Source organism: Anoxybacillus kestanbolensis (genome assembly GCF_001996285.1).
In the GTDB taxonomy this organism is placed as follows: domain Bacteria; phylum Bacillota; class Bacilli; order Bacillales; family Anoxybacillaceae; genus Anoxybacillus; species Anoxybacillus kestanbolensis_A.
On the sequence record NZ_MQAD01000001.1, the window covers coordinates 110,598 to 132,736 of the forward strand.

Here is a 22,139-nt window from a genome sequence, read left to right on the forward strand (position 1 = left end):
TTAATTTCCCCCCATCGCTACAAGTAGCGCACCATCAAAAGCGTACACATACGTTTCTGTTACTTTCTTTCCCCAAATCGCTTCAATCGCTTCCCGATATAACGCCAATTGCCCTTTATATCGTCGCTTTAATTGTTCTTTCGGGTCGCTCATCCATGACACGCGATCGGTTTTATAGTCAATTAAAACGAGCCCATGTTCATCTTCAAACACGCAATCAATAACCCCTTGAACGACCACTGTTTCCCCTTCCATTTCGTGCGCCAAATAAAACGGTACTTCCCGTTCAAGCCGAGTCGCACGTTGCATTCGTTTACCAATCGGAGTGTGGAAAAAAGCGACGATGCTCTCTACATCAATAACCGTTGCCTGTTCTTCCGTTAACCATTCACCGTTCACCATGCGCGCGATTTGCTCCCGCACCGTATCAATCGTCACTTCTTTTGTGACATCAACATGTTGCATGACAAGGTGCATCATCGTTCCTCGCTCCGCTGGCGTCATCATTTTCGCTTGCAAAAAGCGCGGACGGTCAACAAGCTCTTTTCGAAACGGCTGTTCTGCATGATCACCGTATATGTCGCGTTGCCGCTTTAACTCCGATACGCTTTGTTTCGCTCTTAACACAGTCGCAGGAGCGTGCGTATACGTCCAAAATAGACGACGATTCACTTCTTCTTCGTATTCGCTTTTTATCGCCACAGGTTGCAGCTGTTGAATCGCCTCTACGATGTCACGATGTTCATTCGCTTGCTCGTCTTCTTGTTCGAGCGTATGCGCTGGCACGATGTGTATATCCCATAATGATGGATCATGAAGCACCGTTGAAGACGAACATATCCCTTGTTGGTGCCGAACTAATGCATAGCCAATCCAATCCGCATAGCTTTTCGCTTTTTCGATCACATAAGATGGCAATTCCCACGTTTGTATATAAGCAACTTCTTGCCATTTTTTCTTTTTCGCTTCCATATCTTTTGCGGTACAGACGATGTACAATTTTTCTTTTGCTCGCGTTAAGGCGACATATAAAATACGCATTTCTTCCGCTAGCAGTTGCCATTTCATTTTTTTCTTTATCGCCAATTGTGCAACCGTCGGGTAGCTTGCTCGCCACGCCGGGTGAACGAAGCGCATCCCTAGTCCGAAATCTTTATCTAATATATAGTCGCTGCGCAAATCTTGCATATTAAACGATTTTGCTGCACCTGCTAAAAAGACGATCGGAAACTCAAGCCCTTTACTTTTATGAATCGTCATCATGCGTACAACGTCTTCTTGTTCTGTCAACGATCGTGCAGCACCGAAATCGTCTTCTCGCTCTTTTAGCCGCTCAATAAATCGTAAAAAGCGGAAAATGCCGCGAAACGACGTTTGTTCATATTGTTTGGCCCGATCGTATAACGCGCGCAAATTTGCTTGTCGCTGTTTTCCGCCAGGCATCCCACCGACGTAATCGTAAAAATTCGTTTCTCGATACAATTGCCAAATCAAATCCGCAAGCGGTTTTTGTCTCGCCGCTGTGCGCCATTCTGATAAGGACGCAAGCCAACGTTTCATTTTTTCATGCAGTTCATCATCATGTGGCTCCTGTACAAAAGCACGCAACGCCTCATAAAAAGCTCCATCTTTCTTCGCTAAGCGAATGCGCGCCAACGCTTCTTCGTCTAAGCCGACAATCGGAGAGCGAAGTACCGCCGCAAGCGGAATGTCTTGATACGGATTGTCAATGACTTTTAAAAGCGACAACATGACCGACACTTCCGTCGCAGAAAAGTAACCGCTCGATAACTCGGCGTATACAGGGACGTTTTGCTTACGAAATTCTTCTAACATCGCTGAAGCTGATGACATCGAACGGCATAAAATAACGATGTCGCGATACATTAAACGTCGCTCTCCTTTTAAGCGACGATCGTAAACGAAAAACGGCTCAGCAAGCAACTGCTTAATTTTTTTAGCGATCCAGCGAGCTTCAAGCTGAATGGCCGTCACGTCCTCTTGTTCTTCTTCATCGCTTTCTTCTTTTGCTTCATTTATCCATACGCATTCAACCGGTACTTGTTTGTCAGGATAATCCTGCGCACCAAAGCGAAGCGCAGCATCGTCATCATAACGCATATCGCCGACCGTTTCGGTCATCAGTTGTCGAAAAATAAAATTTGTGCCGTCCAATATTTCTTTTCGGCTGCGAAAGTTTTTCGCTAAATCGATGCGAAGTCCACCGTCGCCATCTTTCGTAAACCGATTATATTTTTGTAAAAAAAGCGACGGTTCCGCAAGACGAAAACCGTAAATCGATTGTTTTACGTCTCCCACCATAAACATGTTGCCCGTTGCTTCATCATCGTTCGATACGAGCCGTAAAATCGACTCTTGCACCATATTTGTATCTTGATATTCGTCAACGAGCACTTCCGCAAATTGTGCTCGATAATAAAGAGCCGCTTCTGACGGCTTTAGCTCATGCTCGAGAGAAGGAGCGCGTAAAATGCGTAAACAGTAATGTTCTAAGTCAGAAAAATCGACGACGCCTTTTTCATCTTTTTTCGCTTGCAGCAAATCAGCAAACCGTTGCACCATTTGTACGATCGTTGCCACAATCGGCTTCATTTCACGCAAATGACGCACGTATGTCGCAGGTTGAAACGAAAACAATTCCTCTGTTAAACTACTTATTTCTTTTTTCACTTGATCGCGCAATTTTTTTACATCTTCCACAAGCTGTTCATCATATGCGCCGTCTTTCGGCTTTCTTTTTGCCGTTGCAAACGACACGTTTTTCATTGCTTCATGTAGCTTTTGCCACGACTCATGGCGCGCTTCTTTTAGCTTTGCAATGACTTGTTCGTCGCTTGCGAGCGTATCGTATAAATAAGCGGGACCGCCCGGCTCTTTCGTTTTTTGCAATGCCTGCGCTAAGCGATATTCTGCTGCTTCAAGCGCCAAATCAACCGCTTGAAAAAGGTAATGGGCATACGGTAAGTCATCGATGCGCGCACCTTCTTCCACGTCATACATATGAACGATTTGTTGCAACCATCCACTTGGGTTTGGATGCGAACGTGAAAACTCGTATAACCGCAAAATAAGCGTCTGTAAATCCGCATCTGTGCGATCGCTCGTATAGCGATCAACAACGGCTAAAAATGCTTCGTCGTTTTCGGTATAATATTGTTCAAATAACGCTTCTAACACTTCTTCTTTTAATAACGCCATCTCTCCCTCATCCGCGATGCGAAACACCGGGTCGATGCCAATGACGTAATAATATTTGCGAATGACATCTAAACAAAACGAGTGAATCGTGGAAATGGACGCCTTTTGCAAAAGGCTGAGCTGTCTCCGTAAATGAAGCGAATGTGGTTCTTTTTCAAGCGCTCGCTCTAACGCTTCCCCGATGCGTTGGCGCATTTCCGCCGCCGCCGCATTTGTAAACGTGACGACAAGCAATCGATCGACATCGATCGGCTGTGTCGTATGCAATATTTTTTGAATGATGCGTTCAACGAGCACCGCGGTTTTTCCTGATCCTGCTGCTGCGGCAACGAGCGTATGTTTTCCAGTCGCATAAATCGCTTGCCACTGTTCATCTGTCCATTGACTTTCTCGTGGTTTTGGCGGAATCACACAATCACCCCTTTAACCATTCATCAATCTGTTTCGGTGTTAATACGCGATATTGTTCCGCATCAATCCCTTCGTCAAATTGGCATACATCGCGAAACTCACAATATTGACATGCGGTTTTATTTTTTTGTTTGTACGGTGCAATATGCGTCACACCTTCGATCATTTGTTCGCCAACATCAACAATAAAGCGACGTACATGTTGCCGTAACATCGTAAACTGTTGCTCTGTTAACACTTTTGAATGTTGCGCAAACGTTCCATTTTTATTTAAACGGACAGGAACGATAAGAGAGCTTGTCCCCGGCTCTACATGCTCATCCATTAAGCGAACCGTTTTTTCATCTGCTAATACATATCCGCCCATTTTAAACTGTTCTAAAAACTTTTTCTCTAACTCATGTTCATCAAGCCATTCATTCACTTTTATCGTTGGATTATGAATCGGGAAGTATAACACTCCAGCTGGAAACGCCGATGTACCAACGAGCTTTTCCGCATACTCAAGCACAATATCTAAATAGGCCAACATTTGCAACGCTAAACCGTAATACACTTCCGTTAAATCGAGCGTCTTTTGCTTTGATTTATAGTCAATAATGCGGAGAAGCACCCCCTGTTCGCTCGTTGCTTGGTCGACGCGATCAATGCGACCGACAAACTGCAATACGGTTCCGTCCGATAATGTAAATGTAAGCGGTGGAAGCGGTTCTCCATCACCAAACCCTAATTCTACACCAATCGGCACAAAGCCGCTCCGCTTGGCGTGCTCGCTTAATACGGTCGTCGCTTTCGTCATAATCGTCTGTAACTTTTTCTTCATATATCGGTAACGGTGTGTGCTTAACAACACTTCTTGTTGAATGTACGGAGCAATTTGCTCCACCGCCTCGTACGACAACTGTTCACATTGCTGTTTTGATAATTGACTCCACGGAAGTTGCTCTTGACGCAAACGATCGGCGATCACTTTTAACGCCTGATGAAACAACTGTCCCATGTCTGGCGCCTTCAATTGAAAGACCGTCCGTTCTTTTAACTTTAAGCCGTGCGCCGCAAAATGAGCGAACGGACAACGGTTAAACGTCTCCATACGCGAAATGCTCGCTTTCACTTTTTTTCCATATAACGCTTTCGCAAGCTGCTTATTTAAACGTTTCGCGCGATTTTCATAAAATAACGCACGTACAACGACCGCCATTCGTTCTTTCCATTGTTCATGTTGTACATAGGCATTGTATACATCCCACCATATCGGCTCAATGGCATATTGTCGCTTCCACGCTTCAAGTTGTTGCACGAGCGGACCGAGCGTTGCCACATCGTTTGTCACATACGTCAGCTGTTGTTGTAGTGGGAGTAAAAACGGATCCGTCCCCCATTGCATTTTTGTCACGTTCGGGAACATATCGGTCAGCCGTTTTATGAACATCGATGGCAACAACGTTTTTTCTTGCTCGTCAGAAAGCGCATACGTCACATATAAACGTTCAGACGGACTAACAAGCGCTAAATAAAGCAAAAACGGCTCATCAAGCAACCGCTCACGGCTTGCCGGAGCAACATGTAAAGAATAATGATGCAACAATTCTCGATCCGTTTCCGACAACATGCCGTCATCATTTTTACGCATCGGAATGACGCCTTCATTTACCCCTACAAGAAACGTACAACGAATATTCGAAAGGCGCGAACGATCGAAATGCGCAATTAATACTTGATCCGTTGCCGGTGGCACGAGAGAAAACTGCAAACTTTCAAATCCCGTTTCGATAATCGTTAAAAATGTTTCAAGCGAAAGCGTTTCATCCCCTAATATTTCAACGTATTGATCGAGCAAGTCAATAAACGCTTGCCACACTTGTTCGTGGTGGCGGGCTGCGGACAGATCACCTCTTTCTTCCGCTTCATCGCGCAACCGTTCTAATTTTTGCGGAATTTGAAGGTGTTCTGCATATGCATATAGCGCTTCACATTGCTCGCGCCCCGTTTTCGCTTGTTTTAACCGCTTTTGTAAAACCAATAATGGCGAAATGACAAGTTTACGCCATTCGTTTAATTGTTGTTCATATCGTTTTTCTTCATCAGTTTGAGGTGCATGCACACCTTCTAGTCCTTTATATTTACGATACGTCCAATGCTCCGTCCACTTATCTCCTTGGATCCCAGAAGCAAGCACATAGTTTTCAAGTTGATCCATCGCCATGCGCATATCATGTACAGATTGGTCGAGGTGAAAAAAGAAATCTGTTTTCACTGCACGAAACACCGCTTCATAACGAAAATTTGTCCGCACTGCTTCCATACTTGCGCGCAACCATTCAATAAACGGATGATCGAGCATCGGTTCTTTTTCGTCAATAAAATACGGAATGCGATAGTCGGCAAACACCGTTTTTAACACGTTGCGATAATCTCCTACGTTACGAATCAATAAAGCGATGTCACGATAGCGATACTTTTCATCTCGTACAAGTCGAATGATTTCACGTGCAATGCCTTCCATTTCCGCTCGGCGTGTGGTCGCTTCCCCAATGATGATCGCTTCCGTTTGTTTTTCCCACTTACAGACAGGTCGATCATCGTAATGCGCTTCAAGATGACGGAGTTCTTCATGTTTATGGCGGACGTTGTGACGAAGTTGTTCTACTTTTTCAATCGGTACCCCATTTTGCAACGCGATGTCGCGCAATTGCGCATACGTCCGCCACGTATTGCGAAAGACATGCAAATCATCCGGCAGTTGCTCATACGGGGCATCTAACGTGAGTGCAACGGTCACATGCGGGCAATGAATAAATAATTGTTCGATGACCATATATTCTTGCGGCGTAAATTCATAAAAACCGTCCATGTAAATGTGCGCGCGTTTCATATAAGAAGAATGGCGAATTTTTTCGGCAAGCAACCGTAAATAATCTTCCGAATCGACGTAATGATGCGCCATCTGTTGTTCAAATTGCTCAAAAATCATCGCTGTATCTTTTAATTTATCGGCAAGCACGGTTTCATTTGCGGTCGCATGGCGGCGCAGCTGCTCTTCCGTTTGTTTTAACGTCGCTGGCGTCACACAATACCGTTTATATTCTGTCAACATTTGTTCAAGTTGTTCAATAAAGCCACGTTTATCCGCCGCTTTCTGAAACAACGTTAACTGCTCTTTTTGCTGTTCAACAATTTTCCTTAGCAACATATGTACGCCTGTTTGCGTTAAATGATGGCGGCTCATGCCGCCTGTCTCTTGCAAAATACGCCAAGCAAGGCGCGTGAAACTAAATACTTGTGCTCGAATCATTCCTTTGAGGCTACCGTTTATTAACGCGTACTCCGATTGAAACGTCATTTGTTCAGGAACGAGGTAAATAATCGGATCGCCATCTGGTTTTTGTGCGAGTTGATCGATCATTTCTTTTAAACACATTGTCGTTTTTCCGCTTCCTGAGCGCCCGATGATGAAACGTACAGACATATTTGTCCATCCTTTCTTATTTTCCGTCGTGCAATGCAAAACGTTGCTCGACTTTTTTTCCGATGTACCATAAAAGAAAAATGACAACAGCGACAAACACCGTGCGCATCGGCTGACGAATAAGCGCTACAACGTCGTAACCGATAAAGCTAATCATAAATACCATCACCATTTTTCCAAACAATATCGCTAACATATATTGTTGCATCGCAATGCCGGATAACCCCGCCACAACATTGACTGCTGCCGATGGTGTAAACGGAAAACAAAGCAGTAAAAAGAGCGGACCAAAACCGCGGCGCTCCACCCAATGCATCATGCGGCGAATCGTCGGGTGGCGATGTAAAAAAGAAAAAAAGCGCTGCCTCCCGATTTTTCGAACAAGGAGGAACACGAGGAGTGAACCGACACTTGTCCCAATCCATGAAATAAGAAATCCTTTCCAAAGGCCAAACGCTGCCGCATTTGCCATGACAAATACGAAGAGCGGCAAAAACGGTAAAAATGCTTCCGCCATTGGCAAGACGATGCCAGGAATCACACCAAATGAACGATATTCCGCTAACATGTCAAGCATATGTTTTATCGTAAACCATTGTTTTAATTCCTCTAAACTCATACAGTAACCCCTTTGCTACGTGCTCATGATTATATTGTACAAGTTTAGAGGAAAAGAGAAAACTGTTACGACCATTCCTTTTCCCTTAAGTATAGTAAATACATCATTTTCCGTTCGCGCGCTTCGATGCGCTCGTTCATTTTTGTCCGTAACTGTGCAGTGCGATGTAGCTGATTGATGAATGAATGATGTGAAATACATAGCTCGACGATCGTTCCGTTTGAAAACGTAATGCGCGTTTTTCCACCTTGAACATGCTCATGATGACGAATATGTAAATGCGATAGCCATACACATTGAGGATTCATTGGGGAAATCGTTGGAAAAAAGAAAATTTCGTTCGTTGGTTCAACTGCAATCGGTGCTTTATGCGAAGTGCCAATAATATGTCTTGCTCCATCTTTTCTTCCTCTTAAACTTGCGCCATAATACAAACAACTTTGCTCAATAATTTCCATCGGCTTTTGTTTGACGATAATTTCTCCATCTTCCTCTAACACTTTCGTCCACATTTGCTTATCGTGAAAAAACGGAAAAAGCCCCATCGTATAGCGCGTCAAATATAGATGCTCGACGATGAGCATACCGCTCCCTCCCTTATATACACATTTCGACAATATTATACCATAAATATACGGAATTTTCATGAAAAATCCCCTCGTTTTTTTCGAGGGGATGTTATTTTATGCACCTGTAAATTGTTCTTCTTCTGTCGAGCCTTTTAGCGCCACAGTTGATGCTTGACCGCCCGTAATGACAAGCGATACTTCGTCAAAATAACCTGTTCCGACTTCACGTTGATGGCGTGTAGCTGTGTAGCCATATTTTTCTGCCTCAAACTCCGCTTGTTGCAATTCGGAGTAAGCCGCCATGCCGCGATCGCGATAGCCGTGCGCTAACATAAACATGCTGTAGTTGAGCGCGTGGAAACCAGCCAACGTAACGAATTGGAATTTGTAGCCCATTTTTCCGAGCTCCACTTGGAAGTTGGCGATCGTTTCGTCGTCCAACTTTTTCTTCCAGTTGAAGGAAGGCGAGCAGTTGTATGCAAGCAATTTGCCCGGGAATTTTTCATGAATCGCTTCCGCAAAACGACGCGCTTCTTCTAAGTTCGGTTCGCTCGTTTCGCACCAAATTAAATCAGCATACGGTGCATATGCCAATCCGCGCGCAATCGCTTGGTCTAAGCCGGCACGCGTACGGAAGAAGCCTTCTGGCGTACGCTCTCCTGTAATAAACTGTTGATCACGCGGGTCGATGTCGCTTGTAATTAAATCAGCTGCATTCGCGTCTGTGCGCGCAATTAATACGGTTGGGACGCCCATGACATCTGCCGCAAGTCGCGCCGCAATTAAGTTGCGAATCGCTGTTTGCGTTGGAAGCAACACTTTTCCGCCTAAATGGCCGCACTTTTTCTCAGAAGACAATTGGTCTTCAAAGTGGACGCCTGCTGCTCCTGCTTCAATCATCGCTTTCATCAGTTCGAAGACGTTCAATTGGCCGCCAAATCCTGCTTCCGCATCGGCAACGATCGGCAAGAAATAGTCGATATCTTCTTTCCCTTCCACATATTGAATTTGATCAGCCCGTTGAAGCGCTTGATTAATGCGCTTTACAACGTGCGGCACGCTGTTTGCTGGATATAAGCTTTGGTCCGGATACATATGACCGGCTAAGTTCGCATCTGCCGCCACTTGCCAACCGCTTAAATAAATCGCTTTTAAACCAGCCTTTGCTTGTTGCACCGCTTGATTTCCTGTTAACGCCCCAAGCGCATGTACGTAATCTTCCGTATTTAATAAGTTCCAAAGCTTTTCCGCTCCGCGACGCGCTAGCGTATATTCAATATCAAGCGAACCGCGCAACTTAATGACATCCTCTGCGCTATACGGGCGCGTAATGCCCTTCCACCGTTCATCCAATTGCCAACTTTCTTCTAATTGTTTCACACGTTCTTCAAACATGCTCTCTCCCCCTTAATTTTTTTATCGTAACCCCTCTGTTTCCGTACATATGACCCCCAAAAAAGTTGTGACGCTCTTTTCTCTATGTACGAGCTTTGATACATCTCCCACCCTTCTTGTTATAATACACATTTTCCTTTCGACGTTTTTATTATATAACACAATTTTCAGAAAAGAAAGTATTTTTATGAATTTTTTTCAAAAAAATTTCACCTTTCCTACTTTTGTTCTAAAAAAATAATGCGCTCTAAAATGGTCGGATGACTGTAACGAAACAGTTTGACAAGATAAGGTGGATGCACTTGGCTTAAACTAGAGCGAGTCAACTGTTGAAACGTCGAGATCGCTGCTTCTTTATTTTTCGTCAGTTCAATCGCATACTTGTCCGCCGCATGCTCTTCATAACGGGAAATAGCATTCATCGCAGGGCTTGCCGTAAAACTTAATAGCGAAATCAATAGTAAAAACATCGGTAAAGAAGCGAGGTCATTCCATTTTTCAATGCGGCAAAGTGTCCCAAATCGTTTCATCATACGCTTCATCCATCGATTCGTCAACAGCAATCCGACAAATGTCACAACAATATATAACCCAATTCCCCAATAAATATGTTTCATGACGTAATGCGCCATTTCATGCGCCATAATAAATAAAATTTCATCTTCGCTTAACCGCTCAAGCGTCGTGTCCCATAACACGATGCGCGAATTGCCGCCAATGCCCGTTACATAAGCATTTAACGCATTCGTTTTTTCCGACATGTTCACTTCAAATACGTGGTCGGCTGGAATGTTTGCCTTCTCAGCTAACGCTAAAATTTTTGCTTCTAACTGTTTATTTTTTAATGGATAAAAATCGTTATAAAGCGGATCGATAAAAACTGGCTGAATAAACGTTAAAAAAAGCGTAAACGGAATGGAACAAAGCCACGCATACACCCACCATCGCTTTTCGAATTTTTGCATAAGCGTATATAATACATACACAATGACAACCATGATCGCATAGTTCACCCAAAAATCAATCAGTTCATCACGCATCCAACTCGAAAACGTTTGGGTTGAAATATGATACATTTTCGCCATGTAGTAACTTGCATAGCTAAGCGGAAACGTCACGACTTGTACAAGAAGCGATAACCAAAAGACGTAAATCGCCGTTTGCATAAACCTCCGTTTCGTCGTCGCCTCCGCCCACTGTTGAAAACGGGCTGACAAACCAAACAACAACACAAAAATATAAATGACCCACTCATATGGAACAGATAAAAAAAATAAAAAGTTTTTTACTTCCGAAAACTGTTCAGCAAGCATTAATTCTTTCTTCGTTAAAAACGTCGCAGGATCAGCGCTCGTTCCTTTATATTGTGCTGGAATGGATGAGTCCGTCCATTGAAATAAATAAAACGCAAAAAAGAGCGCATACATTGCATAAAGGAACAACGTCCAAAAAGCGATTTTTCTCATTGCCCTTCCCCCTTGTCCATGATTACTATTAGTTTAGTTTTTCATTTGCCATTTAGAACAACGAAAAAATTCAAATAATTGTCACGTCCCATTCTCCTCATTGGCACGTTGATTATGTATGATGAAAGTGGGAGGGATACACGTTGAGAAAACTATATATTGGCTTTTTTAGTTTACTTGCGATTTGTATTGGTATAGGCATCTTTTATTTTTCTTACTACCGCCAAGATCAAATGGAGTTTCCAAAAGACGTGACGATGGAAACTGCGTGGGGAAAACCGTATTCATTCAATAACATGGAACCGAAAGTACGTCTACTAGAATTTGTATACACAAACTGTCCAGACATTTGTCCAAGTACGTCATTTCAAATGAAACAATTAAAAGAACAGCTCGAAAAAGACGGTTTGTTTAAAACGAAAGTTGAATTTATTACGATTACGATCGATCCGAAACGCGACACCCAACAAGTGATGCAAACATATGCGAACATGTTCGGAGTAAAAAGCGATGACGAAGGATGGATTTTTTTACGTGGGAATGAAGAAGATACAAAAAAAGTAGCTGACGCGTTTAACTTCTTATACCGCGATCCCGGCAACGGCATGCTTATTCATACAACGCTCACATACTTTTTAGACGAAAACAACCGCGTCATTGACACATTCGGCATGGGCGAAAAAGGGTTTGATAAAGAGAAAGTGTATAAACGTATTCTCAAAGAGGCGAAATAGCCTCTTTTTTCGTTCCCTTTGTATGATGAATAAGAATGAGTCTTTTTTTCTAATTCAGAAGAAATGAGCAGTTATTAGGCATTTATACGCTATGGGAACCAAACGCACTCGATGGAAAAGATGAAAACTACGTGAACAAAGAAGCGCACGACGGGACAGGCCGCTTCGTTCCGTACGTCGTCCGCAGCGATGGAAAAATTATCGTTGAAGCGAGCCGTGACTACGATAAAGAAGGGAACGGAGATTATATTTAGTACCAAAACAAACGAAAAAGCCCATTTTATTTGAGCCATACACGTATGCAATTGACGGCAAAGACGTGCTGCTTACGCGCTCACCTTGCCGCTCATCGATCCGACAACAAATGAATTTTAGGGATCGTCGGCGTTGATTTTGAAGTAGCGTTTTTGCAACAGCTCGTCGCAAACGAATTTACTCGCATCAAATGCAGCGATTGAAGCAGCACGTACTGGAGAAGCAGGAAAAGGCTTTGCTGTTGTCGCCGAAGAAGTGTGAAAGTTAGCTGAACAAGCAGATGAAGCGACGAAACAAGTAAACGAGCTCATCGGGCATGTCCAACATCAAGTAAAAGAAGTGTCAGAAGTCACAAAACAAGGAGCGGAAGATATAAAAGAAGGCAGCGCAATCATTACGAACACTGCGCAAGCTTTCGAACGAATTGTCCAAAAAACAGATGTCGTATCGGAAGAAATTCAAGAAATATCAGCGGCAACAGAACAAATGTCAGCTGGCGTGGAACAAGTGACTGCTTCGCTTGAAAACATTGTTGAAACGGCTAAAGATGTACAAGCTGAAATCGTTCAGGCGACGCATTCAGTCGATGAACAAACGAATATTTCTAAACAGCTTGATGCATCCGCCAAACAGCTTGCTCGCATCGCTGTGCAGCTGCAACAATTAATCGAGCGCTTTACTTTGGAGTCCCAAAAATAACGGGACCCCTTTTCAACTATCCGCATCACTTTACTATTTTTTTTTATCATTTAGCAATACTAAAATATACAAAATAATAAAATAAATACGTACTTTTTTCTTTTCATCCACTTGTCGCAACATATTTATAATTTCCTCTTCCATTTTCCCTCCATGTTCCACTTCCTTTTCATTTGCAACGAGCCAATCGATAGATACATCTAGCACTCTACTGATCGGAATAAGCAAATCTACACGCGGGGTTACCGTCCCATTCACAATTTTATTAATCGTGCTCTTAGACTGACCTGTTTGTTCTACTAAATCTTTTTGCTTTAAATTGAGTTGTTTTAAACGTTGCTTAATTCTCTCGCTAATGATCGCTTTTATATCATTCACATTCACCACTCCCTTCATGTTTTGTTTCTTTTTTGGATTTTTTTTATTGAAAAGTTCCTAAAAAGAAACTATAATGGTAGTCAAATAAACCTTTCTTCGTTTTACGTAACCACAACAAGACGGTGGATTCGTGGACGTTTATGCTCGTGCAAAACGTACCATCAGCGCGCGGGTCATATGTTGTTATACGTCGATCATGTGCTTTTTAATATAAACAAATGTTTCTAAAACTTTTTACATCGTCATCTCTTGGCTGATCGTTATTCTTCTATTCCTTTCTGTATTCTTAAAATACACTAGGAAAATCGTGTCCTAATAAAAAGAAAAAAATGAGCATGACGTATATGACTTTTTATCATACGGACATCGAAGCGCCTTGTTTGCAACCGATTTCTTGTATTTATCGCATGTTAAAAAACTAATTCATTATGGAGTAGGCGTCGTTTCGATCTCCTTTATGTACGTAATGTACATATTGAGCGTGTATCACTCGTTTATTCAAGCGAGCGATGTTTTTTGTACTCCTCCATTCTTTTTTAGTAGCTTTGATAATGTTTTACTTATTTATTAGTTATATGACGACAAAGCATATAACGCACACGATCAATTCCTTGCAGCAAAAAATCGCGGACGACTATATTCCGAACGTTTATATTGACGAATTTTCCTCTCCCGTTCACACGTTCAATGCATATAAAATTTTTTTGCTGTTGCATACAATTGGACAAGAAAATGATGAATATCGGTACATTGTTGAACATTCTCACCGCGTTGCAAATTATTGTTTGAGAATTGGTGGATATCTCGGTCTTAACGATCATCAGCTACATAGCTTGTATCAAGCTACCCTTCTTCACGACATTGGAAAAATAGGTATACCTATCTATATTTTATTAAAAAAAGAACCTTTATCTAAAGATGAATTTTCATTTATTCAACAATATCCGAACATTAGCTACTTTATAGCCAAAACGACATTAAGAACGGAAAATGAAGAATTGTTAAACGCCATTCGATTTCATAAAGAACATGTAGACGGAACAGGATATCCTAACCGTTTGAAACAAGATGAGATCCCTTTGCTAGCAAAAATCATCTCAGCCGTAGATGCATTCGATGCTATGACCTCATCTAGACCGTATCGAAAAAGTAAAAGTAAAATGGAAGCAATTGAAACTTTATTAAAAGAAAGCGGGACAAAGTGGGATGCCAAAATTATGAATGTGATGAATTTATTGTTAACAAAAAAAACAAATATGTTAATGTAGCGATAAGAAGCTAAACACTTCGGATCGCTTTTTTCTTGTCTATATAGAAAGGAGACGCTCCATTGGACTGTACAAACTTATTTAAAACGACTCGTTCATTTTCTCGAGCTGCTCATCAGAAGATGTCAAATATTTTTTTATAAAAACGAATCTATGATTAAGCGACATATTTTTAGTATGTCAGAGACGACTATAGTACATTACAATTCAACGTCATGGATCGTTTATCCTATTCAAACAGGCACAAACGATAGTTCTGTTCGTTTGCTTATTTCCCATCCATACCATCCAGACAATCATATGTACGTCGAATGCTTAATTGAAATACTTACGCTTATCATTCAAAAAAATATAGCGAGCAACAACTCGCCCAAGAAGTTGAACAACTATCAGAAAGGGAGAGGCAAATATTTTTCCTTTTACTAAAAGGGTACAGCAATCAAGAAATCGCGGACGAACTCGTTTTGAGCAAACATACGATTAAAAATCATATTAACCATGTGTTTCAAAAACTGGATGTCAAACGTCGTTCACAGTTAATTGCAAAGTTCAGTCATCTTTTATAATTTTGTCATTCGGGGGAGCATCATGGATATTTTTGTAGGAAGACAACCTATCTTTAACAAAAATTACGAGGTCGTTGCTTATGAATTGTTTTACCGAAGCGGAGAAAAAAACTTTTATAACGCGTTAGACGGAAATAGAGCGACAATGGACGTGCTAATCAATAGCTTTATGAACATTGGAATTGACAAGCTAACGAACGGAACTCGGTGTTTCATTAACTTCACAGAAACGTTATTAAAAAAGCGAATCCCGTTTCATTTCCCAAAAAATTTAATCGTTGTTGAAATACTTGAAACGATTCCATATTCATATGAGCTCTTACAAATTTGCAAAGAGTTAAAGAAAGAAGGATATATGATTGCGTTAGATGATTTCATCTTTTTAGACCAATACATTCCTTTATTTCCTTATATCGATATTATTAAGGTCGATTTTTCTCAATCCAATAATTATAAGCTATACGATTCTGTCATTAAATCTCACCATATTCATTTACTTGCAGAGAAAATTGAAACGAGCGAACAATTAGACGAGGCAATGCGAAACGGGTTCGTATATTTCCAAGGATATTTTTTCAGTAAGCCAATTGTCGTGAGAGAGAAATCTCTTCCAAAAATGTCGCACAATTCCTATTTCTCTTTGTTAAAACAATTAAATAAAAACGAATTAAATTTTGAAGAACTTGTTGAAACGATTGAACACGATCCTTCATTAACTTATCGTTTACTCAAAACAGTAAATTCTTTTTTCTTATCTTCTTCCCCAAAAATTAAATCGATTCGTCATGCGGCGATTTTGCTTGGAACAAATCATTTAAAAAGCTGGTTGACCGTTCTCGCATTTCAACAGCCGAACGAGCCGTTCAAAAATGAGGTCATTGTCAACAGCTTATTAAGAGCGAAAACACTTGAACAACTTGCTCATTTCATTGGTTTAAGTGATGAAAAAGAGATGCTGTTTTTTATGGGCATCTGTTCTTCTTTCCATCTACTATTGGATCGGTCTTTGCATGACGTATTGGAAGAGCTGCATGTCGATGAAATTATTCAACAAGCATTAGAGGGGCGTCATCCACTGTATTCCTCTTTATTTGAGCTCGTTCTCTCACTCGAAACAAACGATAACGAGCAAACGAAACAATTAGCGAAGGCACTAAACATCCCTACATCTGAAGCATTCGCCACTTATCAAAAAAGCATCGAATGGATCGTGCAAATCCAAAGTGGATGGGTAAACTTATAAGTATTGAAAAACCAACATCTTTCGACAATAATAGACATATATTCTATTTTTCTATATAAAAGGAGGAGCTCGAAGTGGAGAACCATCCGCCTACGTCACGAATCTACATTAAGCGCAATTTTTAATCGAAAAACAGTGCGAACAGCTACAAGGTTTTTACTTTAGCCGACCGATATCGCTTGAACAACTACCAAACACGATCGCATCATTACGACAAATCGTTCACACATTAAAATCCCCGATGTAACTCGGGGATTTTTTTATACAAGCACAGCGCGATCGCTCGCAAATTGGCTACCGCGAATGCGCTGAAACTCTTGGAGAAGCACTTCAACAGTCAACTTTTTCTTTTCTTCTCCACTTGCTTCAAAAATAATTTGCCCACCATCCATCATAATGAGCCGATTTCCTAATTGGACAGCTTGCTCCATATTATGCGTCACCATTAGGGTCGTTAGGTGATTTGTTTCAACAATTTGTTTCGTTAAATCGGTAATTAATTGAGCGCGTGCAGGGTCTAACGCTGCCGTATGCTCGTCAAGCAGGAGCACATGCGGTTGCGTAAACGTCGCCATTAAAAGTGACAACGCTTGCCGTTCTCCGCCAGATAATAACCCCACTTTCGCATGCAGACGATTTTCTAGCCCAAGCTGAAGTGTTGCAAGCGCTTCTTTAAAAAATTCACGCCGCTTTTTCGTCACGCCGAAACGAAGCGTCCGCTTTGTTGTTCGGTTATAGGCTATCGCTAAATTTTCTTCAATCGTCATATTCGGTGCGGTTCCTGCCATCGGATCTTGAAAGACGCGACCGATGTAACGGGCGCGATCGTGTTCGCTCATCGTCGTCACATCTTTCCCGTCAATCATCACTTCACCGGTATCAGGGACAAGTCTTCCTGAAATAATATTCATCAACGTCGATTTTCCTGCCCCATTGCTTCCGATGATGGTGACAAAATCGCCTAGCTGAAGCGAGAGATCAATATGTTTTAATGCCACTTTCTCATCGAGCGTTCCTTCGTTAAACACTTTCGTAATCTGCTTGAGTTGAAGCAACCGCTGCACCCCGCTTTCTCGCTTTTCGTTGTTTTTCAGCACGCGCCGCGATCATTTGCGGAACGACGAGCGCTAAAATGACGATCAAAGCTGTAATGAGCTTCACATCACCCGTTTCTAAAAATTGGACGCGCAACGCCAACGTAATGACGATACGGTATACAATGGCTCCGAAAATGACTGCAAGCGTCGCCCGTACAATCGTTTTCGCCCCAAATAGCGCTTCCCCAATAATGACCGACGCTAAACCGATGACGATCATGCCGATCCCCATGCCGATATCGCTAAAGCCGCTATATTGCGCAATGAGCGCGCCCGAAAATGCAACAAGCGCATTTGAAAGCCCAAGTCCCATGATCGTTAAGCGGTCGGTATTCCCTGAAAAACTAGCAATCATTTTTTTATTATCCCCGACTGCGCGAAGCGCCAAACCGACTTCTGTTTTTAAAAATAAGTCAATAACAACTTTCACTATAACAACTAACAACATCCCAAAAACGACAATTCCCCACGTTTTCGGAACGAAAGGAATAACCGTTGCCAACGCTTGGTCGAAACGTTGAAACGCTTTCGTAATGATTGTCATGACCGTTTCTCGTTGCAAAAGCGGGACGTTCGGTTTATCCATAATGCGCAAATTAATCGAATATAAAGCGATCATCATTAAAATGCCTGACAATAACGGATTAATTTTCCCTTTCGTATGCAAAAGACCTGTCATACATCCTGCGAAAAAACCCGCCCCAAGCGCTGCAAGCGAAGCAATAAACGGATTGACGCCAGCGACGATAAGGACGGAAGCAACGGCCGCTCCCGTCACAAAACTTCCGTCCACCGTCAAGTCAGGAAAATCTAAAATGCGAAACGATATATACACACCAAGCGCCATAAGCGCATATAACAATCCTGCTTCGACAGAACTAAACAATGCTGTAATCATACGATCCATCCTTTTTATTCAATAAATTCCGCCATGCTATCCCATTCACTACGCCACGTGATCCCCATCTCTTCTGCCGCTTTTTTATTAATGACAAGTTTTAATTTTTGTGGATATTGCACCGGAAGTTCCGATGGCTTTTTCTTCCCTTCTAAAATGTCAGCTGCCATCACACCCGCTTCGTAGCCAATATCATAATAGTCAAATCCGTATGCCGCAAAACCACCACGTTTGACCGAATCTAACTCCCCAACAAAAAGCGGGATGTCTTGATCGTTTGCAACTTGAATGACGGATTCAAGTGCAGAAACAACAGTATTGTCTGTAATAACATAAAAACAATCTACTTTGCCGACTAACGATTCCGCTGCTTGCTTCACTTCCGACGACGTCGACACCGACACAGGTACGATCGTTAAATCGGTTCCCTCCATCGCTTTTTTCACCGCATCCACTTGCGCGACGGAGTTTTGTTCACCAGCGTTATAAATCATCCCGACGCGATTCCCATCGACAAATTGATCAATAAATTGCACCGTTTTTGGAATCGCATCTGGATGTGTGTCTGTCGTTCCTGTCACGTTTCCGCCCGGCTGTTCCATCGACTGTACAAGTTTCGCGCCAACCGGATCCGTCACAGACGTAAAAACGATCGGAATATCTTTCGTTGCATTTAATGCACCAAGCGCACTCGGCGTTGAATTGGCGAAAATTAAATCGACGCCATCTGCCACAAAGTTGTTGGCGATCGTTTGGTTATTGTTCATATCTCCTTGCGCAATTTGCACATCGTATTCGACTTTTAATCCTTTCTCTTCAAGCGCCTTTTTAAATCCGTTAAACGCCGCATCAAGCGATGGATGTTCAACAATTTGCGTCACGCCGACTTTATATGTTTTTTCTTTTTCCCCACTCGTTTCTTTCGTCGTTTTCTCTCCAGCGCATCCTGCTAGCACACCACCGGCAAGCAGCAGCGCTCCACACGTTTTCAACCACTTCATTCGTATCCCCCTTACTTTTTTGCTGTTATGCTTTTATGCGTTAAATTATACAAATATATTTTCTAAATATCAAGTAAATTATAAAAAAATAAATAAAAAAACGGTGCTTACATCGCACCGCTTTGAGAAATGACTTGCTCTTTTAACGCGCGTCTTAAAATTTTTCCTGTCGTATTTTTTGGTAACTCGTCTAAAAATTCGATTGAACTTGGCACTTTATATTTTGCCAAATGTTCGCTACAATAAGCAATCAGCTGTTGTTCTGTCAATTGTTTATTTTTACTTACGACATAACATTTTACCGCTTCACCAAAATTCGGATCAGGCACACCAATGACCGCAGCCTCAACAACGTCCGGATGGCTATACAGCACTTCTTCCACTTCGCGCGGATATACGTTGTATCCCCCAACAATAATCATATCTTTTTTTCGATCAACAATATAAAAATATCCTTCTTCGTCCATTTTCGCTAAATCGCCTGTATACAGCCATCCATCTCGAATCGTATGCGCCGTTTCTTCCGGCATTTTATAATATCCTTTCATCACATTCGGACCGCGTACGATCAGTTCACCTACTTCGCCGACCGGCACTTCCTCTCCTAATTCGTTCACAATTTTATTTTCCACGTTCATAATGCTCGTCCCAATCGATCCCGGTTTACGCGGACGATCGAGCGGATTAAAACACGTCACCGGTGATGCTTCCGATAAACCGTACCCTTCGGAAACGATGACATGAAATTTTTTCTCAAAGTTTTTCAATAATGCAACAGGCATTGACGCACCGCCTGAAATGCATAGACGCATATGTGCAAAGTCTTCCGCTTTTCCGTCTGGATACTGATATAAAAAGTTATACATCGTCGGTACGCCTGCAAACACCGTCGCTTTTTGTTCACGCGCTACTTTAAACACTTCCGCTGGGCTAAATTTCGGGAGAATCAGCACCGTTCCGCCGTTCATAAGCGGCGCATTGAGCGCAACCGTTAAACAAAATACATGAAACATTGGCAACGTTGCAATGACGCGATCATCTTCATTAATTTTTAAGTAGTCCGCGACATCTTGGGCGTTACGGTATAAATTTTTATGCGTTAACATCGCTCCTTTTGGTTTTCCAGTCGTTCCTGATGTATATAAAATGACCGCCACATCATCATCGTGAAGCTCTGGCCCGAAGAACGGCACATCACCTATCGCCAGCACATTTGTAAACGATTTCATTTTTGCCGGCACAGCGATCCCGTGTTCTTTTCCTTGCGGTGTTTCACAAATGATCATGTGCTCGACATTTGGCAAGCGTCCGTCAAGCTTCATAAGCGTCGGAATGACAAGATCAAGCGCAATGACAACTTTTACATCGCCGTTCGTTAAAATGTAATGAATTTCATCCGCCGTATAAATTGGGTTAATCGGAATGACTGTCGCCCCTGCACGCATGGCACCATACAAACTGACAATAAAATACGGTGAATTGCCTAGCAAAAGTGCCACATGATCCCCTTTGTTTACTCCAAGCTTTGCGAGCCCGCTCGCAAACTTCATAATCGCTCCGTTTAATTCACCGTACGTTGCAGACGTTTGCTCAAACATATACGCCTGCTTATTTGGCTTCTCCGTAGCAATTTGCTGTAACCGTGAAACTAAATTCATCTTCCCCACCCCTTTAGTGAATGAATGATCATTCATTTTAAAATTAAAAAAATTCTAAATGTATTATATTTTAAAATAAAAAAACAGGCAAGCGAGACATCTTTTAAAAACAAATAAAAGCTTACTATTCACAACCAATGAACAGCAAGCTTGCTATAGGTGACTCAGTCGCTTTCAATTAAAATTGCCCGTTGTACAGGCGGGCAATAGCGGCCATGTTTGTTTCGTATAAATGATACTTTTTTCCGTCTAGCAATAACGTGTTCACATCGATATTTCGCATTGCTTTCCTTCACTTTTTAAATGTTGGATAACAGCGTGCATCAAGCTGTTTTTATCAAAATGTCTTTCATCTAACTCAATAAAGATTTTATGATTAAGATTGCGATTGCTTTTAAACACATGATTAAACATGCTAATCCTCTCCTTGTTCCTAAAAATACGAAGGTATGTTTTATCTCTCATAGACATCTACCTCTCTATCATTTATATTTTACCAAAATAAAAAAGGGGACTTACCCCTTGTTAAAACGACAACGACCGCATTTGGCTATCTGTGGCGCGCAACAGCTCTCCCCACGTTCGATAACCGCGCAGACGAAATTGTTCTAATAGCTCCACAAATAAATACGCAGTCGTAAGCGCATCACCGATCGCCGAATGACGTTCATACATACGTGTGCCAAACGCTTGGGCATATCGCTCTAAATCGCGCATATCATATGACGGTGCAATAAAGCCGATTAAATCGAGCGTATCAATAAATGTCGGCTTGTGAAATTTCATTTTTTCACGGCGCAATTCGTGTTTCATCACAAATAAATCAAATGAAATGTAATGACCGACAAAGCATACACTTTGTTTTTGTTCAACAAACTGGAAAAATTGTTGCAATGCTTCAATTGCCATCGGCGCATGCTGAACTTTTTCCTTTGTAATATTCGTCAGTTCAACAATAACGGGTGGAATATCACGATTTGGGTTCACATACGTATGAAACGTCTCGTTCTCCAGCACGTTCGTTCCTTTTACTTGCACCGCACCGATTTCGATTAACCGATCCGTTGTCGCCACATGAAATCCCGTCGTTTCTGTATCAAAAACTGTAAAAACAACGTCATCAATTGGTGTCGATAACGGGATATTGTCGTTTAACTTATAATCAATCGCCTTGCGTAAAAAAAACATCATCAT

At 42.0% G+C, this 22,139-nt stretch carries 17 protein-coding genes and 1 pseudogene; 6 read left to right on the forward strand and 12 right to left on the reverse strand.

The window, feature by feature from the left end; genetic code table 11:
- From addA to BO219_RS00615, 6 genes are all read right to left on the reverse strand, one after another.
- Positions 1-3,630 (reverse strand): helicase-exonuclease AddAB subunit AddA, encoded by a 3,630-nt coding sequence (addA, locus tag BO219_RS00590; protein WP_077427728.1) that lies wholly within the window; start codon positions 3,628-3,630, stop codon positions 1-3.
- A 4-nt stretch (positions 3,631-3,634) separates the two neighbouring features.
- Positions 3,635-7,099 carry a helicase-exonuclease AddAB subunit AddB gene (gene addB / locus BO219_RS00595; protein WP_077427730.1) on the reverse strand — a complete coding sequence of 1,155 codons (3,465 nt, stop codon included), beginning with the start codon at positions 7,097-7,099 and terminating at the stop codon, positions 3,635-3,637.
- A 16-nt stretch (positions 7,100-7,115) separates the two neighbouring features.
- Entirely contained in the window at positions 7,116-7,718 is a 603-nt protein-coding gene (locus tag BO219_RS00600) for a TVP38/TMEM64 family protein (protein WP_077427732.1), read from the reverse strand.
- A 65-nt stretch (positions 7,719-7,783) separates the two neighbouring features.
- Entirely contained in the window at positions 7,784-8,302 is a 519-nt protein-coding gene (locus tag BO219_RS00605) for a competence protein ComK (RefSeq protein ID WP_035019777.1), read from the reverse strand.
- A gap of 99 nt (positions 8,303-8,401) precedes the next feature.
- A complete protein-coding gene (aceA, locus tag BO219_RS00610; protein ID WP_077427734.1) occupies positions 8,402-9,682 on the reverse strand; it encodes an isocitrate lyase in 1,281 nt (426 codons plus the stop codon).
- A gap of 218 nt (positions 9,683-9,900) precedes the next feature.
- The gene (locus BO219_RS00615; protein ID WP_077427736.1) at positions 9,901-11,148 is read right to left on the reverse strand and encodes a M48 family metallopeptidase; all 1,248 of its coding nucleotides are present in this window, start codon (positions 11,146-11,148) and stop codon (positions 9,901-9,903) included.
- A gap of 143 nt (positions 11,149-11,291) precedes the next feature.
- Between BO219_RS00615 and BO219_RS00620 the strand changes: the two genes are divergently transcribed.
- The 3 genes and pseudogenes from BO219_RS00620 to BO219_RS14705 all read left to right on the forward strand — a co-directional run.
- A complete protein-coding gene (locus tag BO219_RS00620; protein ID WP_077427738.1) occupies positions 11,292-11,882 on the forward strand; it encodes an SCO family protein in 591 nt (196 codons plus the stop codon).
- Between the two features lie 131 nt (positions 11,883-12,013).
- Positions 12,014-12,136, forward strand: a complete 123-nt coding sequence (locus tag BO219_RS14970) for a hypothetical protein (RefSeq protein ID WP_256368117.1) — start codon at positions 12,014-12,016, stop codon at positions 12,134-12,136.
- 163 nt (positions 12,137-12,299) lie between these two features.
- A pseudogene (locus BO219_RS14705) lies at positions 12,300-12,836 on the forward strand (methyl-accepting chemotaxis protein); the annotation flags it as partial.
- 33 nt (positions 12,837-12,869) lie between these two features.
- Here the strand turns inward: BO219_RS14705 and BO219_RS00630 are convergent.
- Positions 12,870-13,214 (reverse strand): helix-turn-helix domain-containing protein, encoded by a 345-nt coding sequence (locus BO219_RS00630; protein ID WP_226373730.1) that lies wholly within the window; start codon positions 13,212-13,214, stop codon positions 12,870-12,872.
- A 551-nt stretch (positions 13,215-13,765) separates the two neighbouring features.
- Between BO219_RS00630 and BO219_RS14710 the strand changes: the two genes are divergently transcribed.
- From BO219_RS14710 to BO219_RS00645, 3 genes are all read left to right on the forward strand, one after another.
- Positions 13,766-14,482 carry an HD-GYP domain-containing protein gene (locus BO219_RS14710; RefSeq protein ID WP_226373731.1) on the forward strand — a complete coding sequence of 239 codons (717 nt, stop codon included), beginning with the start codon at positions 13,766-13,768 and terminating at the stop codon, positions 14,480-14,482.
- Between the two features lie 407 nt (positions 14,483-14,889).
- Positions 14,890-15,048 carry a response regulator transcription factor gene (locus tag BO219_RS00640; protein WP_226373733.1) on the forward strand — a complete coding sequence of 53 codons (159 nt, stop codon included), beginning with the start codon at positions 14,890-14,892 and terminating at the stop codon, positions 15,046-15,048.
- Between the two features lie 22 nt (positions 15,049-15,070).
- On the forward strand, positions 15,071-16,291 hold the full coding sequence (locus BO219_RS00645; RefSeq protein WP_077427744.1) for an EAL and HDOD domain-containing protein: 1,221 nt from the start codon (positions 15,071-15,073) through the stop codon (positions 16,289-16,291).
- A 260-nt stretch (positions 16,292-16,551) separates the two neighbouring features.
- On the opposite strand, the gene BO219_RS00650 is transcribed toward BO219_RS00645, so the two are convergent.
- The 5 genes from BO219_RS00650 to BO219_RS00675 form a co-directional block, all read right to left on the reverse strand.
- On the reverse strand, positions 16,552-17,346 hold the full coding sequence (locus BO219_RS00650) for an ABC transporter ATP-binding protein (RefSeq protein WP_077427746.1): 795 nt from the start codon (positions 17,344-17,346) through the stop codon (positions 16,552-16,554).
- Positions 17,312-18,286, reverse strand: coding sequence for an ABC transporter permease (locus BO219_RS00655; RefSeq protein ID WP_077427748.1), 975 nt, complete (start codon positions 18,284-18,286; stop codon positions 17,312-17,314). The genes BO219_RS00650 and BO219_RS00655 overlap by 35 nt, the downstream gene beginning before the upstream one ends.
- 14 nt (positions 18,287-18,300) lie before the next feature.
- Positions 18,301-19,287, reverse strand: a complete 987-nt coding sequence (locus BO219_RS00660) for an ABC transporter substrate-binding protein (protein ID WP_077427750.1) — start codon at positions 19,285-19,287, stop codon at positions 18,301-18,303.
- Between the two features lie 107 nt (positions 19,288-19,394).
- On the reverse strand, positions 19,395-20,945 hold the full coding sequence (locus BO219_RS00665; protein ID WP_077427752.1) for a fatty acid--CoA ligase family protein: 1,551 nt from the start codon (positions 20,943-20,945) through the stop codon (positions 19,395-19,397).
- A 525-nt stretch (positions 20,946-21,470) separates the two neighbouring features.
- The gene (locus BO219_RS00675) at positions 21,471-22,133 is read right to left on the reverse strand and encodes a 3'-5' exonuclease (RefSeq protein WP_077427754.1); all 663 of its coding nucleotides are present in this window, start codon (positions 22,131-22,133) and stop codon (positions 21,471-21,473) included.
- Positions 22,134-22,139: the final 6 nt, after the last annotated feature.

What these genes read in the sequence shown, in the direction of transcription:
- BO219_RS00675 (WP_077427754.1), bottom strand. Translation starts at nt 22,133, where the DNA reads ATGTTTTTTTTACGCAAGGCGATTGATTATAAGTTAAACGACAATATC.
- BO219_RS00645 (WP_077427744.1), top strand. Translation starts at nt 15,071, where the DNA reads ATGGATATTTTTGTAGGAAGACAACCTATCTTTAACAAAAATTACGAG.
- BO219_RS00660 (WP_077427750.1), bottom strand. Translation starts at nt 19,287, where the DNA reads ATGAAGTGGTTGAAAACGTGTGGAGCGCTGCTGCTTGCCGGTGGTGTG.
- BO219_RS00605 (WP_035019777.1), bottom strand. Translation starts at nt 8,302, where the DNA reads ATGCTCATCGTCGAGCATCTATATTTGACGCGCTATACGATGGGGCTT.
- aceA (WP_077427734.1), bottom strand. Translation starts at nt 9,682, where the DNA reads ATGTTTGAAGAACGTGTGAAACAATTAGAAGAAAGTTGGCAATTGGAT.
- BO219_RS00615 (WP_077427736.1), bottom strand. Translation starts at nt 11,148, where the DNA reads ATGAGAAAAATCGCTTTTTGGACGTTGTTCCTTTATGCAATGTATGCG.
- addB (WP_077427730.1), bottom strand. Translation starts at nt 7,099, where the DNA reads ATGTCTGTACGTTTCATCATCGGGCGCTCAGGAAGCGGAAAAACGACA.
- BO219_RS00665 (WP_077427752.1), bottom strand. Translation starts at nt 20,945, where the DNA reads ATGAATTTAGTTTCACGGTTACAGCAAATTGCTACGGAGAAGCCAAAT.
- BO219_RS00600 (WP_077427732.1), bottom strand. Translation starts at nt 7,718, where the DNA reads ATGAGTTTAGAGGAATTAAAACAATGGTTTACGATAAAACATATGCTT.
- BO219_RS00655 (WP_077427748.1), bottom strand. Translation starts at nt 18,286, where the DNA reads ATGATTACAGCATTGTTTAGTTCTGTCGAAGCAGGATTGTTATATGCG.
- BO219_RS14710 (WP_226373731.1), top strand. Translation starts at nt 13,766, where the DNA reads ATGTTTTACTTATTTATTAGTTATATGACGACAAAGCATATAACGCAC.